At 64.3% G+C, this 15,556-nt stretch carries 15 protein-coding genes and 2 tRNA genes; 6 read left to right on the plus strand and 11 right to left on the minus strand.

Annotation, left to right across the window (positions count from 1 at the left end; genetic code table 11):
• Positions 1-86 precede the first annotated feature (86 nt).
• From V9L17_RS17815 to V9L17_RS17840, 6 genes are all read right to left on the minus strand, one after another.
• Positions 87-701 (minus strand): mycothiol-dependent nitroreductase Rv2466c family protein, encoded by a 615-nt coding sequence (locus tag V9L17_RS17815; RefSeq protein WP_337348212.1) that lies wholly within the window; start codon positions 699-701, stop codon positions 87-89.
• Positions 702-752: 51 nt separating this feature from the next.
• The gene (clpX, locus tag V9L17_RS17820) at positions 753-2,033 is read right to left on the minus strand and encodes an ATP-dependent Clp protease ATP-binding subunit ClpX (protein ID WP_337348213.1); all 1,281 of its coding nucleotides are present in this window, start codon (positions 2,031-2,033) and stop codon (positions 753-755) included.
• Between the two features lie 180 nt (positions 2,034-2,213).
• Entirely contained in the window at positions 2,214-2,873 is a 660-nt protein-coding gene (locus V9L17_RS17825; protein WP_267275380.1) for an ATP-dependent Clp protease proteolytic subunit, read from the minus strand.
• A 35-nt stretch (positions 2,874-2,908) separates the two neighbouring features.
• The gene (locus V9L17_RS17830; RefSeq protein WP_337348229.1) at positions 2,909-3,532 is read right to left on the minus strand and encodes an ATP-dependent Clp protease proteolytic subunit; all 624 of its coding nucleotides are present in this window, start codon (positions 3,530-3,532) and stop codon (positions 2,909-2,911) included.
• A gap of 219 nt (positions 3,533-3,751) precedes the next feature.
• Positions 3,752-5,149, minus strand: a complete 1,398-nt coding sequence (gene tig / locus V9L17_RS17835; RefSeq protein WP_337352333.1) for a trigger factor — start codon at positions 5,147-5,149, stop codon at positions 3,752-3,754.
• An 84-nt stretch (positions 5,150-5,233) separates the two neighbouring features.
• Positions 5,234-5,308: transfer RNA gene (locus V9L17_RS17840), tRNA-Pro, on the minus strand.
• Between the two features lie 161 nt (positions 5,309-5,469).
• Between V9L17_RS17840 and V9L17_RS17845 the strand changes: the two genes are divergently transcribed.
• Positions 5,470-5,543: transfer RNA gene (locus V9L17_RS17845), tRNA-Gly, on the plus strand.
• Between the two features lie 171 nt (positions 5,544-5,714).
• Here V9L17_RS17845 and V9L17_RS17850 read toward each other — a convergent pair.
• The 3 genes from V9L17_RS17850 to V9L17_RS17860 all read right to left on the minus strand — a co-directional run bounded on the left by V9L17_RS17850 (position 5,715) and on the right by V9L17_RS17860 (position 8,202).
• Positions 5,715-6,605 carry an Fpg/Nei family DNA glycosylase gene (locus V9L17_RS17850; RefSeq protein WP_337348215.1) on the minus strand — a complete coding sequence of 297 codons (891 nt, stop codon included), beginning with the start codon at positions 6,603-6,605 and terminating at the stop codon, positions 5,715-5,717.
• A complete protein-coding gene (locus tag V9L17_RS17855; protein ID WP_337348216.1) occupies positions 6,605-7,099 on the minus strand; it encodes a ribose-5-phosphate isomerase in 495 nt (164 codons plus the stop codon). Before V9L17_RS17855 ends, V9L17_RS17850 begins: the two co-directional genes overlap by 1 nt.
• Positions 7,100-7,191: 92 nt before the next feature.
• Positions 7,192-8,202: a hypothetical protein gene (locus V9L17_RS17860; RefSeq protein WP_337352334.1), complete on the minus strand. Its 1,011-nt coding sequence runs from the start codon at positions 8,200-8,202 to the stop codon at positions 7,192-7,194.
• A 135-nt stretch (positions 8,203-8,337) separates the two neighbouring features.
• Here V9L17_RS17860 and pepN point away from each other — a divergent pair, with 135 nt between their 5' ends.
• A complete protein-coding gene (pepN, locus tag V9L17_RS17865) occupies positions 8,338-10,914 on the plus strand; it encodes an aminopeptidase N (RefSeq protein WP_337352335.1) in 2,577 nt (858 codons plus the stop codon).
• A gap of 9 nt (positions 10,915-10,923) precedes the next feature.
• Positions 10,924-11,397 (plus strand): OsmC family protein, encoded by a 474-nt coding sequence (locus V9L17_RS17870; RefSeq protein WP_337348219.1) that lies wholly within the window; start codon positions 10,924-10,926, stop codon positions 11,395-11,397.
• 77 nt (positions 11,398-11,474) lie between these two features.
• Here the strand turns inward: V9L17_RS17870 and V9L17_RS17875 are convergent, their stop codons facing one another.
• Positions 11,475-12,467: an NAD-dependent epimerase/dehydratase family protein gene (locus V9L17_RS17875; protein WP_337352336.1), complete on the minus strand. Its 993-nt coding sequence runs from the start codon at positions 12,465-12,467 to the stop codon at positions 11,475-11,477.
• Between the two features lie 120 nt (positions 12,468-12,587).
• Here V9L17_RS17875 and V9L17_RS17880 point away from each other — a divergent pair, with 120 nt between their 5' ends.
• Positions 12,588-13,283 carry a mechanosensitive ion channel family protein gene (locus V9L17_RS17880; protein WP_337348221.1) on the plus strand — a complete coding sequence of 232 codons (696 nt, stop codon included), beginning with the start codon at positions 12,588-12,590 and terminating at the stop codon, positions 13,281-13,283.
• Between the two features lie 4 nt (positions 13,284-13,287).
• A complete protein-coding gene (locus V9L17_RS17885) occupies positions 13,288-13,740 on the plus strand; it encodes a globin (RefSeq protein WP_337352337.1) in 453 nt (150 codons plus the stop codon).
• 31 nt (positions 13,741-13,771) lie between these two features.
• On the opposite strand, the gene V9L17_RS17890 is transcribed toward V9L17_RS17885, so the two are convergent.
• Positions 13,772-14,431: a hypothetical protein gene (locus V9L17_RS17890; protein ID WP_337352338.1), complete on the minus strand. Its 660-nt coding sequence runs from the start codon at positions 14,429-14,431 to the stop codon at positions 13,772-13,774.
• Between the two features lie 63 nt (positions 14,432-14,494).
• Between V9L17_RS17890 and V9L17_RS17895 the strand changes: the two genes are divergently transcribed.
• Positions 14,495-15,475 (plus strand): acyl-CoA thioesterase, encoded by a 981-nt coding sequence (locus V9L17_RS17895; RefSeq protein ID WP_337352339.1) that lies wholly within the window; start codon positions 14,495-14,497, stop codon positions 15,473-15,475.
• Positions 15,476-15,556 lie beyond the last annotated feature (81 nt).

Raw genomic sequence — 15,556 nt, forward strand, 5'->3', positions numbered from 1 at the left:
GGAGATGGGGATACGCAAGGGCCCCGGAAGAACTACATCAGAGTAGTTCTCCCAGGGCCCTTTTCGGTGTGTCTGGACGCAGGAATTCAGTCGAACCGGGGACGTTCAGTACGGCTCCGCTTAATCTCAAAGAAGTGCGGATAGGAGGCCAAGGCCACGGTCGCGTCCCACAGCTGGCCAGCCTGCTCGTCCCGAGGAATACGGGTCAGCACGGGGCCAAAGAAGGCCGTTCCGTTAAAGGCGACCACCGGGGTTCCGACGTCCTGGCCCACCAATGAGATGCCCTCATCGTGGCTGGCGCGCAGCTGGGAATCAAACGCATCCGACGTGGCGGTCTCGGCCAGTCCGGCTGGGAGGCCGCATTCTGCCAGCGCCTTGCTGATCACAATGGCGAAGTCCTTCTGCCCGCCTTCATGGATCTGCGTTCCCATGGCGTCGTACAGCGGCTTAATGACGTGATCGCCGTGCTGCTCCTTGGCTGCGATGATGACGCGCACCGGGCCCCAGGCGTTGTCCATGGACTTCCGGTAGTCGGGGTCCAGGTCGCGGCCCTCGTTGAGGACTGCCAGGCTCATGACGTGCCAGGCAGTCTTGATGTCGCGGACAGCCTCCACCTCGCCGATCCATCGTGAGGTGATCCACGCGAACGGGCATACGGGATCGAACCAGAAGTCGGCCTGGTTCGGGGTGGTTTCAGTCATGCGTCATTCCTCTGCGTCGTTCAGCGTGATGGTGTGTGGCGGCGGGTGCTGTCAGGCTGACTTACGGCGTTTGGTCACGTGCGGAATCATGGTGGGCTCAGCCTTGCTGAGTACCACGTCCGCCGTGATCACCACGCTGGCGATGTCTTCGCGGCTGGGCAGGTCAAACATGACGGGAAGCAGCACTTCCTCCATGATGGCGCGGAGGCCGCGTGCGCCCGTGCCCCGCTCAAGGGCCTGGTCCGCGATGGCATTCAGGGCGTCGTCATCGAAGGCGAGCTCCACGCCGTCGATCTGGAACATCTTCTGGTATTGCTTCACCAGCGCGTTCTTGGGAGTGGAGAGGATCTGGATCAGGGCGTCACGGTCCAGGTTGGATACCGTCGTGATCACGGGAAGCCGGCCGATGAATTCCGGGATCAGACCGAATTTCAGGAGGTCCTCTGGCATCACTTCGCCGTAGGAGTCGATCTTGTTGCTGGCCTCGTTAAGCGGAGCGCCGAACCCGATTCCCTTACGGCCGGAACGGGAGCCGATGATCTCTTCCAGGCCAGCGAACGCGCCGGCAACGATGAAGAGCACGTTGGTGGTGTCGATCTGGATGAATTCCTGGTGCGGGTGTTTGCGGCCGCCCTGGGGCGGGACCGAGGCTACCGTTCCTTCAAGGATTTTCAGCAGTGCCTGCTGGACGCCTTCGCCGGACACGTCCCGGGTGATGGAGGGGTTCTCGCTCTTGCGGGAGATCTTGTCGATCTCGTCAATGTAGATGATGCCCTGCTCGGCCTTTTTGACGTCGTAGTCCGCGGCCTGGATGAGCTTGAGGAGGATGTTCTCCACATCCTCACCCACGTAGCCGGCCTCGGTCAGGGCGGTGGCGTCAGCAACGGCGAAGGGGACGTTGAGGCGGCGGGCCAAGGTCTGGGCGAGGTAGGTCTTGCCACAGCCTGTAGGACCGATCAGGAGGATATTGGACTTGGCGATCTCGACGTCGTCGTGGTGGCCGCCGTCGGCGAGGCTCCCGCTCTTGGGCGCATGGCCCGCCTGGATCCGCTTGTAGTGGTTATAGACAGCGACGGCGAGGGACCGTTTGGCCGGCTCCTGGCCGATGACGTATTCCTGCAGGAAGTCGAAGATTTCCCGGGGCTTGGGCAATTCAAAACTTCCCAGATCCGCGACTTCGGCGAGCTCTTCCTCAATGATCTCGTTGCAGAGTTCAATGCATTCGTCGCAGATATAGACACCGGGCCCGGCAATGAGCTTGCGTACCTGCTTCTGGCTCTTTCCGCAGAAAGAACACTTCAGCAGATCCGTGCTCTCGCCAATCCGAGCCATATGTGAACCCCTTAGTATCTTGCTGCCAGGCAGCTGTGCACCGTTGCTGGAATCTGTTCCGGCCTGGGAGGGCCGGCTGTGACAACATCCACTCTAGGTCACATTCGGTCCCAAGGGTGGAAAGCGAAGGCCGGTGCGGCCCAAATGAACTGGACCGCACCGGCCTGAAGCAGAGCCGTACTACCTGGTAATTGCCTGCGGCTTGATCTTGCGTGAATCCAGGACCTGGTCGATGAGGCCGTAGTTCATGGCCTCTTCCGCCGTCAGGATCTTGTCACGCTCGATGTCGTTGTTGACCTGCTCAGAGGTCCGGCCCGAGTGGTGGGCGAGGGTGTCCTCGAGCCAGGACCGCATCCGCATGACTTCAGCGGCCTGGATCTCTAGGTCCGAAGCCTGGCCGCCCTGACCGCCGGACAGTGCCGGCTGGTGGATCAGGACACGGGCGTTGGGAAGCGCCAGTCGCTTGCCGGGCGTTCCGGCCGCCAGCAGCACTGCAGCGGCGCTGGCAGCCTGTCCGAGGCAGACGGTCTGAATCTCGGGCCGGATGTACTGCATGGTGTCGTAAATGGCCGTCATGGCCGTGAACGAGCCGCCCGGCGAGTTGATGTACAGGGTGATATCGCGGTCCGGGTCCGTGGACTCCAGAACCAACAGCTGCGCCATGACGTCGTCGGCAGAGGCGTCGTCCACCTGCACGCCGAGGAAGATGATGCGGTCCTCGAACAGCTTGGTGTACGGGTCCTGGCGCTTGAAGCCGTAGGGCGTGCGCTCCTCGAACTGGGGAAGGACGTAGCGGCTGGTCGGAAGATTACCGGCAGTCGATCCGAAGTTGTAAGTCATTGTGTTGCTCCTGATCTAAGTGTTCTAGTGCCGGGTTACTTCTCGGATGCTGGCTCGCCGGACGAACCGTTGGCGGTTCCGCCGCCGCCGGAAACGGAACCGGCGTGGGCCGCGATCTTGTCAAAGAAGCCATACTCCAGGGCTTCCTTGGCGGTGAACCACTTGTCGCGGTCGTTGTCCTTGAGGATGGTGTCCACAGTCTGGCCGGTCTGCTCGGCAGTCAGCTCAGCCATGACCTTCTTCATGTGCAGGATCAGCTCGGCCTGGATCTTGATGTCCGAGGCAGTACCGCCAATGCCGCCGGAAGGCTGGTGCATCAGGACGCGGGCGTTCGGCGTGGCGTAGCGCTTGCCCTTGGTGCCTGAGGAAAGCAGGAACTGTCCCATAGAAGCGGCAAGGCCGGTGGCCACGGTGACAACATCGTTCGGGATGAACTGCATGGTGTCGTAGATGGCCATCCCTGCGGTGACGGAGCCACCGGGAGAGTTGATGTAAAGGTAGATGTCCTTGTCCGGGTTCTCGGCGGACAGGAGCAGCAGCTGCGAGCAGATCGCGTTGGCGTTGTCATCGCGCACCTCGGAACCCAGCCAGATGATCCGCTCTTTCAGGAGGCGGTTGTAGATGTAGTTGTCCTGGGCTGCAGGATCGACTGTCGCCATTCGTGGGGCCTCTGCGTGCTGTGACATGTGTACTTACCTCTCGCTGGTGACGGTGACATCACTGAACTTCACTACTTGGACACTAACCGTTTTGACGGCCGATTTGTTCGCCCGAATCGCGCTGTTCGCTGACGGCGCACGAGCCGGAAACCGGCTGTTAAAGCACCCAGCCCCTGGACCGGTCGGGTCCAGGGGCGGGCGGCGGAAACTATTTCCGTACTAGAACTTCACGGCAGCGGGGTCGTCGTTCGCTGCGGATTCGGCTTTGGCCTCTTCAGCTGCGGCTTCCGTAGCTTCTTCCTCGACGGCGGGAGCTTCCTCTTCGCCACCGGGACGCACGAAGTCGCTCAGGTCAACGTTGTTGCCGGCGGTGTCGGTAACAGTTGCCTGGCCCAGCACAACGGCCAGTGCCTTACGGCGGCGCACCTCGGAAACCATCATGGGAACCTGGCCACTCTGATCGATGATCTGGGCGAACTGGTTCGGGTCCATGCCGTACTGGCTGGCAGTGGAGACGATGTAGTCGATCAGCTCGTTCTGGCTGACGTTGACTTCTTCCTTTTCGGCGATGGCGTCAAGGATGATCTCGTTCTGGAAGGCGCGGGCGGTGTTGGCCTTGACCTCGGCGCGGTGCTCCTCGGTGTCGTGCTCGCCTTCACCGTGGCCGCTGCCCTCCTTGAAGTGCGCTTCGAGCTGCTCTTCAACGACGGAGTCCGGAACCGGAACCTCAACGAGCTCAACGAGCTTGTCCAGGACCTTGTCGCGGGCTTCGACGCCCTGCTCAACAACCTTGGAGTCCGCAGCCTGCTTGGCCAGGTCCTCGCGGAGTTCAGCCAGGGTGTCGAACTCTGAAGCCAGCTGGGCGAAGTCGTCGTTGGCCTCGGGGAGCTCGCGCTCCTTGACGGCCTTCACAATAACCTTGACCTGGGCTGCTTCGCCGGCGTGCTCGCCGCCAACCAGCGTGGTGTCGAAGATGGAGTCTTCATCGGCGCTCAGGCCGGTGACTGCCTCGTCCAGGCCCTCGAGCATGGTTCCCGCGCCAACCTGGTAGGACAGGCCCGCTGCGGAGTCCACCTCGGTGCCGTCAACGGTGGCGGTGATGTCGATGGTCAGGAAGTCGCCATCGGCGGCCGGGCGGTCCACGGACTTCAGCGTGCCGAAGCGGCCACGGAGTTCGTCCAGGGCCTTGTCGACGTCTTCATCGGAGGATTCCGCAGCGGCAACCTCAACCTTGATGCCGGCGTAGTCAGGCAGCTCGATCTCGGGGCGGACGTCAACCTCGGCGTGGAACTTCAGTTCCCCGTCCGTGGACGTGGGGTCCGGAACTTCGGTGATCTCAACCTCGGGGCGGCTCAGGGGGCGGATGCCCGATTCCTGCACAGCGGCCTGGTACCAGCCGTTGAGGCCCTCGTTGATTGCGGTCTCCAGGACGTAGCCGCGGCCAACGCGCTGGTCGATCAGCTTGGACGGGACCTTGCCCTTACGGAAGCCAGGGACCTGGATCTGCGAAGCAACAGTCTTGTATGCCTCGTCGATGCTGGGCTTCAATTCCTCAAAGGGGACCTCAACATTGAGCTTGACCCGCGTGGGGGTGAGGTTCTCGACAGCGCTCTTCACGGTCTAAGTACTCCTGGGATTGTGGGATGGGTTTCTGCAAACGCATGTGTGTTCTGTCCAGGCCGTCCGGTCCGGGCCGCAGAGTCGGGGTGACAGGATTTGAACCTGCGACTTCCTGCTCCCAAAGCAGGCGCTCTAGCCAAGCTGAGCTACACCCCGTAAGTGCACAGGCAAGTCTACGGTCAAACCGGCCGTGATTGCACATTTGACACGTGGGGCATGAATTAGGTTTAGTTATATCCGGCTTGATCAGCCAGCCCGAAAGACCGGCAGTAGCATTGACAGTGCAGGACATGTTAATGCAGGACTGCTGTTCTCCCGGGGACGTAGCTTAATGGTAAAGCCTCAGTCTTCCAAACTGATTACGCGGGTTCGATTCCCGTCGTCCCCTCCATAACGAGTCCGTTCAACGGACAAACACCAAAAGGGCCCCTCGCTGAGGGGTCCTTTTTGTGTTGGCGTCTACCCGGAAGGCACCGCCCATCCGGCAGCCCGTGCTCCGGCAGACTCCGATGGAGCCCGTCACATACTGATCGTGGGCGGGCGGCGCGTCCGGGTGCAGCCCCTAGTTCTCCTGGCAGCCGGGACACCAATAGAGTTTCCGGCCTCCCAGCTCTGCCAGGGCCACCGGGACGGCGCAGACCCTGCACGGCAGCCCCTGGCGTTTGTAGACGTAGTGCGCTTCGTCCCCCGCAGGCAACGCGGCACCCGCTGACCAGTACGACGGCGGCGTGGTGATGATCCTGCCGTCGCGGACGCCGTCACCCATCACCGCTGCGGTGTCATCCCACAACATTTCCGCGGATTTCCGGGGCAGCGAAGTGCCCGGCAGCAGCGGATCGATCCGCTGGCGGAAGAGGACTTCGGCCCGGTAGACGTTTCCGACGCCGGCAATCACCTTTTGGTCCATCAGCAGCGCCGCGATGGGCGTCTTTCGTGACTGCACGCCCGTCACAAAGCGTTCCCGGTCCGGCGGCAGATTGCGCAACGGATCCGGTCCCAGTCTCGCGAGCACGGCAGCGGCTTCGGCCGTGGTGATGGCAGCGCAGGTAGTGGCGCCGCGCAGGTCCGCCCAGCCGTGCCTGCCCACCAGCCTGACCCGGACTGCGCCGACCGGAGCAGGCGGGCCGGCGTAGTGAAGCCCGCCGCCGTCGTCGAACGTTTCCCGCTCCCCCACTTTCCGGGGCGCGCCAATGCTGGAGGCGCCCCGGAAGGCGGCGTCGCCGCCGAAATCCCATGCCCCGTAGAGACCCAGGTGGACATGGAGCACCAGGGCGTGGTCAAAATGCAGGAACAGGTGCTTGCCGTGGGCCTGCGATTCGGTCAGCGTGTGGCCATCGAGCAGGGCGGCGCCGGCCGCGAACCGCCCCTGCGGACTGCTCACAGCCAGCGTCTCGCCGCCGAAAACATCGCCGAACTGGCGCGCCAGCCGGCGTACCGAGTGGCCTTCGGGCACTACTCGATAACCTCGCCGGTGGTTTCGTAGGCGGCAATCTTGCCGATCCTGCGCACGTGCCGTTCATCATTGCTGAACGGTTCCGCCAGGAAAGCCTCGATCAGCGCTGTGGCTTCTTCGACAGTGTGCTGCCGGCCGCCGACTGCCACCACATTGGCGTCATTGTGTTCACGGGCCAGCGTGGCAGTGGAGTGGTTCCAGGCCAGCGCTGCGCGAACGCCCTTGACCTTGTTCGCGGCGATCTGCTCACCATTGCCGGAGCCGCCCAGCACGATTCCCAGGGCGTGGACGCCGGCTTTCTGGTCAGCCACCACGGCCAATGCGGCGTTGATGCAGAAGGAGGGGTAATCGTCCTGTGCGTCGTACTCCTTGGGACCGTGGTCCACTACGTCGTAGCCCTTTGCCGTGAGGTGGGTGACGAGGTGGGCGCTGAGTTCCATGCCTGCGTGGTCGGTGGCGATGTGTACCCGCGGGAAGGCAGGGGAAGAAGTCACGACAGTATCCGTTCGGTTTAGCGGTGATGGGCAGAAATGTTGGCTCAGCGGCGCCGGCTCGAGCCAGGGTCAGATCAACAGGGACAAGAATACTAGGACTCTGCACCCGCCGCGCCGGAGGCTCCGCCATGCGCCCGCGCGGCCACCCGGGTCAGGACTTCGGCCAGGCGGGCAGCGGACGCCGGGCTGCCGCCGCTCACTGCGAGGCTGTGGCCGTCTGTTTTCCGCACGACGACGGCGGGGCCGCTGCTTACCAGCATGGCGGCAGTGCCGCTGTGGTTCCGGTAGCCCCACCCGCCGTAGTCAGCGGCCTTCACCTCCGAGGCGTTGGCCTCCGAGATGGCCGCTGCGGGCACGTCCATCACCGGGAACACGCCGGCCACCAGCACCCGCAGGCCGCTGCGGTCGGCCTTGACCCTGGCGCAAAGGAACGCCGCGGCCACGACGGCCAGCCCTGCGAGGACGGCTCCCAGCCACGGCAGGGCAATAGTGATCAAGGCTGCGGGAAAGAGCGTGGCCACGGTGATCATGACAAAAACCGAACTGCGCGCGTGGACCCAGAGCCGGATCGAATCGCGGGCGAGGTCAGGGTCCAGTTCCCTGGCGAGGGCCAGCTCGAAGGCCCTGTCGTCTTCCGGCGACCACTGCCTGTCGGCCTTGAAAACAAAACCCATAATGACCCCCAGTGAAAGCGCTGCACCGCTTCCCAGAGCCAGGACTGTCAGGTCAACCCGGGATTCGCGGGCGTCTGCAAGTCCGGTCTGGCCCACCAGCCCGGCTGCCAGGACGCTGGTAATGAAGAGGCTCAGGAACAGTCCGGCCCCCATCATGATCCTGCGCATCACGGCCGGACGGGAGACCGGAACGGCCTGGGACAGGACCAGCCAGCCCGCTGCCACGATGATCAGCGCCCCTCCCCACGCATAGGCGGAAAACGACGCAAAGGAGGCGCCGCCGTCGTCCGTCCAGCTCACGGCGAGCGGCTCCGGAAGGTCAGGCCGGAGGAGGAAGGCACAGAAAACAAAAGCCGCGGCCAGTAGCACCGGAAACCCGACAGCAAACCGCAGCGCCTTGGCATCCACCGCATCCCTGAACTTGCCCATGCATTAACGCTACTCCCGCCGTGTCGGGATGTGATCGCGGTAACTTGCCAACCGCCCAAGAAATGAAAGAATGATTTCACAGTGCCCGGCGCAGGCCATCACCCGCCGGCAACAGCAACCCTTCTGGAGGCCCCCTTGCCAGGTATTAACCTGACGCGCACCGAAGCCCGCGAGCGCGCCGAACTGATCACTGTCGATTCCTACGCGGTCAGCCTGGACCTGACCAGGGGCGAGAAGGTCTTCGGAAGCACCACAACGGTAAAGTTCGAAGCCGAACCGGGTTCCTCCACGTTTATCGACGCCATTACCCACACGGTCCACAGCGTCACGCTCAACGGGCGTGCCCTGGACCCCGGCACCGTCTCCGACGGCATCCGGATCCAGTTGCCGGACCTGGAGGCCACCAACGAGCTCACGGTGGTTGCCGACGCCCCGTACATGAATACTGGCGAAGGCCTGCACCGGTTCGTGGATCCGGTGGACGGCGAGGTTTACCTGTACACCCAGTTCGAGGTGCCCGATTCGCGCCGCATGTTTGCCGTCTTTGAGCAGCCGGACCTCAAGGGCACGTTTACCTTCAACGTCACCGCACCGTCGCACTGGGACGTTATTTCCAACTCCCCCACCCCCGCGCCGCAGGAAACCACTCCCGGGGACAACGGCGGGGCGCGCTCCGTCTGGTCCTTCGCACCGACGCCCAGGCTTTCTTCCTACGTCACCGCGCTGATCGCAGGCCCCTACCAGTCGGTCCGGAGCGAGGTGGCCAGTTCTGACGGACGGGTCATCCCGCTGGGCGTCTTTGCCCGGAAATCACTGATGCAATACCTCGATGCCGAAAACATCTTTGAGCTGACCCGGCAAGGCTTTGAATTCTTCGAGGCCCAGTTCGGCTGCCCGTACCCGTTCGAGAAGTACGACCAGCTGTTTGTGCCCGAGTTCAACGCGGGGGCCATGGAAAACGCAGGCGCGGTCACCATCCTCGAAGGGTACGTCTTCCGTAGCAAAGTCACCGACGCGCAGATCGAACGGCGGGCCATCACGGTGCTGCATGAGCTCGCGCACATGTGGTTCGGCGATTTGGTGACCATGCGCTGGTGGAATGACCTCTGGCTCAACGAATCCTTCGCCGAATACATGTCCCACCTCGCCGCCGTGGAGAACACGTCCTTCACCAGTGCGTGGACCACCTTCGCCTCCGTGGAGAAGTCCTGGGCCTACCGCCAGGACCAGCTGCCCACCACGCACCCGATCTTCGCCGAAATCAACAACCTGCAGGATGTGGAGGTCAACTTCGACGGCATTACCTACGCCAAGGGCGCCTCCGTGCTGCGCCAGCTGGTGGCCTGGGTCGGTCCGGAGCAGTTCATGGCGGGCGTGCGGGAGTACTTCAGCAAGCACGCCTGGCAGAACACCGAGCTCAGCGACCTCATGGTGGAGCTGGAGAAAGCCAGCGGCCGGGATCTTGACCGATGGGGCCAGTTGTGGCTGGAAACGGCCGGCGTCAACACGCTCAAGCCCGAGCTGGAGGTGGACGGCGACGGGAACCTCACCTCCTTCGTGATAGTCCAGTCGGCCGTTGAGGAGTGGCCCACCATCCGTCCGCACCGCCTTGCCGTTGGCTTCTACAATCTCAATAGCGCCGGCAAGCTCGAGCGCGTGCACCGGGAGGAACTCGACGTCGACGGCGGGCGCACCGAGGTGCCGGCCCTGGCCGGACTGGCGCAGCCGGACCTGATCCTGGTCAACGACGACGACCTCGCCTACGCCAAGGTTCGGCTGGACGAAAAGTCCCTCGCGACGGCCACAGCACACCTGAAGGACTTCAGTGAGAGCCTCCCGCGCACCCTGGTGTGGAATTCCGCGTGGGATGCGGCGCGCGACGGCGAGACCCCCGCTCGCCGCTACGTTGATCTGATCCTGGCCAACGTCGCCGCGGAATCGGATTCCTCGGTGATCCTGGTCCAGCTGCGCCAGCTGGCCACCACGCTGAACTTCTATGTCGCTGAGCAGCACCGCGAGGCCACTGCTGTGGCAGCGGTGGACACGCTGTGGGAACTCGCCAACACTGTGCCGGGCGGATCCGACGCCCAGCTGCAGTTCGTGAAGTCTTTTGCCCTCCTGGCCCGCAGCACCGGGCAGCTGGATACCGTTGCCGGCCTTCTGTCCGGCGCAACACCCCTGGACGGGCTGGCCGTGGACCAGGACCTCCGGTGGGAGCTCCTGGCATCCCTGGTAGCCGGCGGCCGCCTGGGCACGGAGGACATCAACGCCGAACTGGAACGGGACAACACCGCCAGTGGGCAGAACGCGGCGGCCCTGGCCAAGGCCGCGATCCCCACGCCCGAGGCCAAGGCGGCCGCGTGGGAATCGATCGTGGTCAAGGGCGAACTGTCCAACGCACTCCAGGGCTCTGCGGTGACCGGATTCACCCGGGTCCTGGACCGGTCCCTGCTGGAGCCGTACGCGGAAAAGTACTTCGAGGCGGTTCCTGGGATCGTGGCCACCCGCACCCACGCACTGGCCCAGCAGATCGTCGTCGGGCTCTACCCGGCCCTGCTGACCACCCAGGCCACCATCGACCGGACTGACGGCTTCCTGGCCGCCCTCCCGGCAGAAAGCGCCGCGTTGCGGCGGATGATGCTGGAAAACCGCGACGGCGTTGCCCGGGCACTGCGCGCCCGTGCAGCCGACGTCCTTCCCGGCGATGCCTAGGCGTGCGGCATGAGCCTGGGTGAGCACCGCTATGAACTGACGGTGCAGTGGACCGGCAACCTTGGGGAGGGAACGTCGTCCTACCGGGGCTACTCGCGGGACCACGACGTCCTGATTCCGGGGCTGCCGGTGCTCCCGGGCTCCGCTGACCCGACGTTCCATGGCGACAGGTCACGCTACAACCCCGAGCAACTTCTCCTCGCCGCTCTCGCCCAGTGCCACATGCTGTCCTTCCTGCACGTGGCGGTACGGCACGGCGTCATCGTTACGGACTACCGGGACGAAGCCACGGGGACGATGCGCCTGAACCGGGACGGCAGCGGGCAGTTTGAGTCAGTGACCCTGCACCCGAGGGTGACGCTGGCGGACCCGGCCCACGTGGCTCTGGCGGAGCAAATGCACCACGAAGCAAACCAGGTCTGTTTCATTGCCCGGAGCGTCAATTTCCCCGTGCACCACGATCCCGTGACCCTGACAGCATGACCCCAACTGAGTAGCAGCAGATGTCGTTTTGAGGGCTCAGAACAACATCTGCTGCTACTCAGTTGGGCGGGCGGGACTCATACGCTTCGGCGGAGCTCGTCCACGAGACGGGCTTCCGTGGCGGGGGCAAGCCCGGCCTTGCGGCGGCGGTTCAGTCCGCGGCGGCGCTCGTCCTCGAGGGTGTCCGCCACAGTCTCCTGCCAGGGGCGCGTTGTCAGTCCGGCGGCACGGGCAGCCATGTTGCTGCGTGTGCAGAAGCCGTCGTGGCCCGGCGGCAGCCACAGCGGGAGGGAATCAGGCCCGGCCCAATAATCGACTCCATGGTCCACGAGCCAGTCCTCCGGCGCCGTTAGGACCTCGCCCTGGTAGCCGGCGGCGGCTTTCGAGCCCTCAAGGTAGTCGGCGAAGGGCACCTGGTCCCCCAATGCATTCAGTGCGCCCGTGACACCCTTCTCCGCGGCGTGGAGAATCCATAGGGACAGGTCGCGGACGTCGATGACTTGGGTGGCGTGGCCGGGTATGTCGGGGACGACGACGGGTCCATTGTCCCGGGCGAACCTCGCCGGCCAGTAGCCGTAGCGATCCGTTGTGTCGCCGGGACCGCCGATGAGTCCGGCCCGGCAGAGATGCGCCTTGGCTGCGGCCGCAGTCAAGGTTGCCTGCTCGATGGCCGACTTCGACTCCCCGTAGTTTTCGGGGGCGGATACCGTACCGGCGGGCAGGGGAGGCAGGAGGGCGGCGTCCTCCGCCTCTCCCGGGGTCGAATGGTCGGCGTAGACCGAACAGCTGGACACAAACGTCCAATGGCCGGCTCTGTTTGCCAGTGCGTCCAGAGCATCCGTCGCCTGGACGGTATCGCGGGCCACGTCAATGACTTCGTCCCAAACTCCGGTGGCCCCGTCATAAGCGTTCGCGCCCAGTGAACGGTCCGCCCTCAACCATTGAGCGCCCTCCGGCGGTTGAGCCGCCGAACCGCGGGCCAGGCACGTAACATCGTGCCCCGCAGCCACTGCTTGCCGGACTATTTCTGCGGACAGGAAGGCAGTTCCGCCCAATACAAGGATGCGCATGGGTCCACGCTACGGCGCTAGGGTTGAAAGAGAACAGAGCCTTCCGCGCCGGGCGAAACCCGAGCGCCGGCGAGCACCATCCCGGCCCCCGCCGGAGACCCCCAAGGAGTTTTACCGTTTATGTTCAGCACGTTGTCGATCACCCCTTCCCTCGCCTCCGAGCCCGACGGCGTCAGCGTCACCGGCATTGTCATCAGCCTGGGCGTCGGCGTAGCTATCTGGTTGGTGGCAACCTTCGTGATTTCCCGGATCAGCAGGCGGGTGGCCTCCGGGAGCAACTTCTTCAAGAAGGCCCACTTCAAGTGGGTGGCCCCGGCGATCCGGGCCTTGGATCATGAGCGCCGCGTCCAGCGCGCGGAAACCATCGGATCGCTGCTCAACAGCATCGTAGGCGTGCTGGTGGCCGTCATCACCAGCATGTATGTCCTCCAGAACCTGGACATCAACATCGCCCCGCTGCTGACAAGCGTGGGAATCCTCGGTGTGGCCATTGGCTTCGGCGCCCAGCAGCTGATCCGGGATTTCCTGGCCGGCATCTTCATCACCATCGAGGACCAGTACGGAATCGGCGACGTCATCGAAACCAGCGAGGTGGTGGGGGTTGTGGAATCCATGGGCCTGCGCATCACCCGGGTCCGGTCCGAGGACGGCGCCATCTGGTACCTGCGCAACGGCGAAATCCTCCGTGTCGGCAACCGTTCCCAAGGAAACTACGCGCCGGTGCCTGATGCGCCCGCCGCCGGCCCGGAAACTGCACTGCACGAGCCTGCCACCAACACCGAGACTAAAAAGACTGACCAGAAAGCCGGAGAATAGGGACATGAGCACACCCGCCGAGCCGCAGCAGCCGCGCCAGCTGATGCAGAACGACCCTTTCAGCCAGCCAGGCTACACGGACAACTTCTACGATGCAGTGGGCGGCCATGAGACGTTCGTTCGCCTCATCGATGTCTTCTACGACGGCGTGGCTACCGACCCGCTGTTGCGTCCGATGTACCCGGAAGAGGACCTTGCCCCGGCCAAGCGCCGTTTCCTGATGTTCCTGGAGCAGTACTGGGGTGGCCCCACCACGTATGGCGAGGAACGCGGCCACCCCCGGCTGCGGATGCGGCACATGCCGTTTCGGGTCACGCCCGAGGCGAAGGACCGTTGGCTCTTCCACATGCGCGCGGCCGTGGACTCGTTGGGGCTGCCGCCGTTGTACGAAGGCACGCTATGGGACTACATGGAGCGTGCGGCACTGTCTATGGTGAACAGCCCGTCCGACAGCTGAGCCCGGGTCCGGGCTGTTTGCCAAGCCGGGCCTAGCCCAGTCCGCTCCCGGTGCGCGCAAGGACGTGCCCGCGGGCGCCGGTAAGGCGGAACCACCGGCCAGTGCGGTAGAGCTTCTGGTCACCCTCGCCAAGGAACCCCAGCGTCAGCGCGGCGAACGCGGCTCCAGCCGGAAGCCCCGAATCGTCCAGGGGCCGGCCCCAGACTGCGGCCCGGGCATTGTTGACGATCAAGGCGCCCGGCTTGTCCGGCACGATGCCGGCAACTTCGGCGATGCCGGCATCGGCGGCCTGGCGCAGTTCAGCATCCGGTACGGACCGGATCAGTTCCCAGCCTGTCCTGGGGGCGCCGACTCCGGTCCAGGATTCGGTGACGGTGGACGGCGGAACCGGCAGCTCGACGTCGCCCTCCCCTGCCCTGGCGAGACGATCCAGGACCGCAGACAGCGGGACCGTGACATCAGTTTCAGAACGTTCAGCGAGCCCCATAGTGCGCAAACCCAGGATGGTGGGGGTTGATTCGCCCAGCAGCCTTGGCCTCAGCACGCAGACGTACGCCGCCAGGACTGAGCCTGCTGCCTGAAGCCGAATGGCGCCGTCGTCGATTGTTTTGGCGCGCGTGGCGAAGGTACGCAGGTCGGCGAGATCACGCGGATCGGCGAATCGGAAGGACTGGGTGAGTAGATCAGACACACTAAGAACACTACCGGCTGTACGTTGTTTGAGCGGTGCCGGGGTGGCGTCTAGAGTCGAACCATGACTGAAGCCGACGCCGGATTGCTGGCCCCGCCCAGCGGTGACCCCACCACATCACTGATCAAGCTCCTGGACCTGGGCGAACTGGAGGGGGCCCGCACCGACGAGGACATTTTCCTGGGGCCCTCACAGCAGCAGCCGCACCAGCGGGTCTTCGGCGGCCAGGTCCTGGCCCAGTCCCTCATCGCCGCCACCCGGACGGTGGACCCTGAGCGCCACGTCCATTCCATGCACGGCTACTTCCTGCGGCCAGGCGATGCCAACAAAACCATCACCTTTGGCGTCCAGCGCCTGCGCGATGGCCGCTCGTTCTCCGCACGCCGGGTCCATGCCTACCAGGAGGGTGTGCCCATCCTGTCGATGATCGCGTCCTTCCAAGGCGAGGATGAAGGCATCGAGCACGAATCAGCCATGCCCAAAGGAATCCCGGATCCCGAATCGCTGCCGAGCACAGCCGACCTCCTGGGCAAGTTCGACCACCCGGTGGCCCGGCACTGGGCCTACGAGCGGCCATTCGACATCCGCCACGTGGATCCGCCCCTGTATGTGTCTGCCAAAGGCAAACGGGAAGCGCGGAATGCCGTGTGGATGAAGACGTTTGGACCGATGCCCGACAACGCCAACCTTCACCGAGCCGCTTTGGCCTACGCCAGCGACTACACACTGCTGGAGTCCATTCTCCGCCGGCACGGGCTCAGCTGGATCACCCCCGGCATGAACGTGGCCAGCCTCGACCACGCTATGTGGTGGCACCGCCCGGCCCGCGTGGACGAGTGGCTGCTCTACGTCCAGGAATCCCCCAGCGCCCAGGGCGCCCGGGGGCTGGCCACGGGTAAGATCTTCAACAGGGCCGGCCAGCACGTGGCGTCCGTGGCGCAGGAGGGGATGGTCCGGGTTCCCACCGACCTCAAGAACAAGGTGGTGGGGGCTTTCCAGTCCAAAGTCCTGGAGCACCAGATCCGCAAGGCCGGGCGCGACTAGCTCGCTTCGCGTCTCACTGACTTTCGCTTAACGAGAAAGGCCGGCACCCTGCAGGGTGCCGGCCTTTCCGCTTCGTACTGT

This window comes from Pseudarthrobacter sp. CCNWLW207 (assembly GCF_037203945.1).
Lineage (GTDB): Bacteria > Actinomycetota > Actinomycetes > Actinomycetales > Micrococcaceae > Arthrobacter.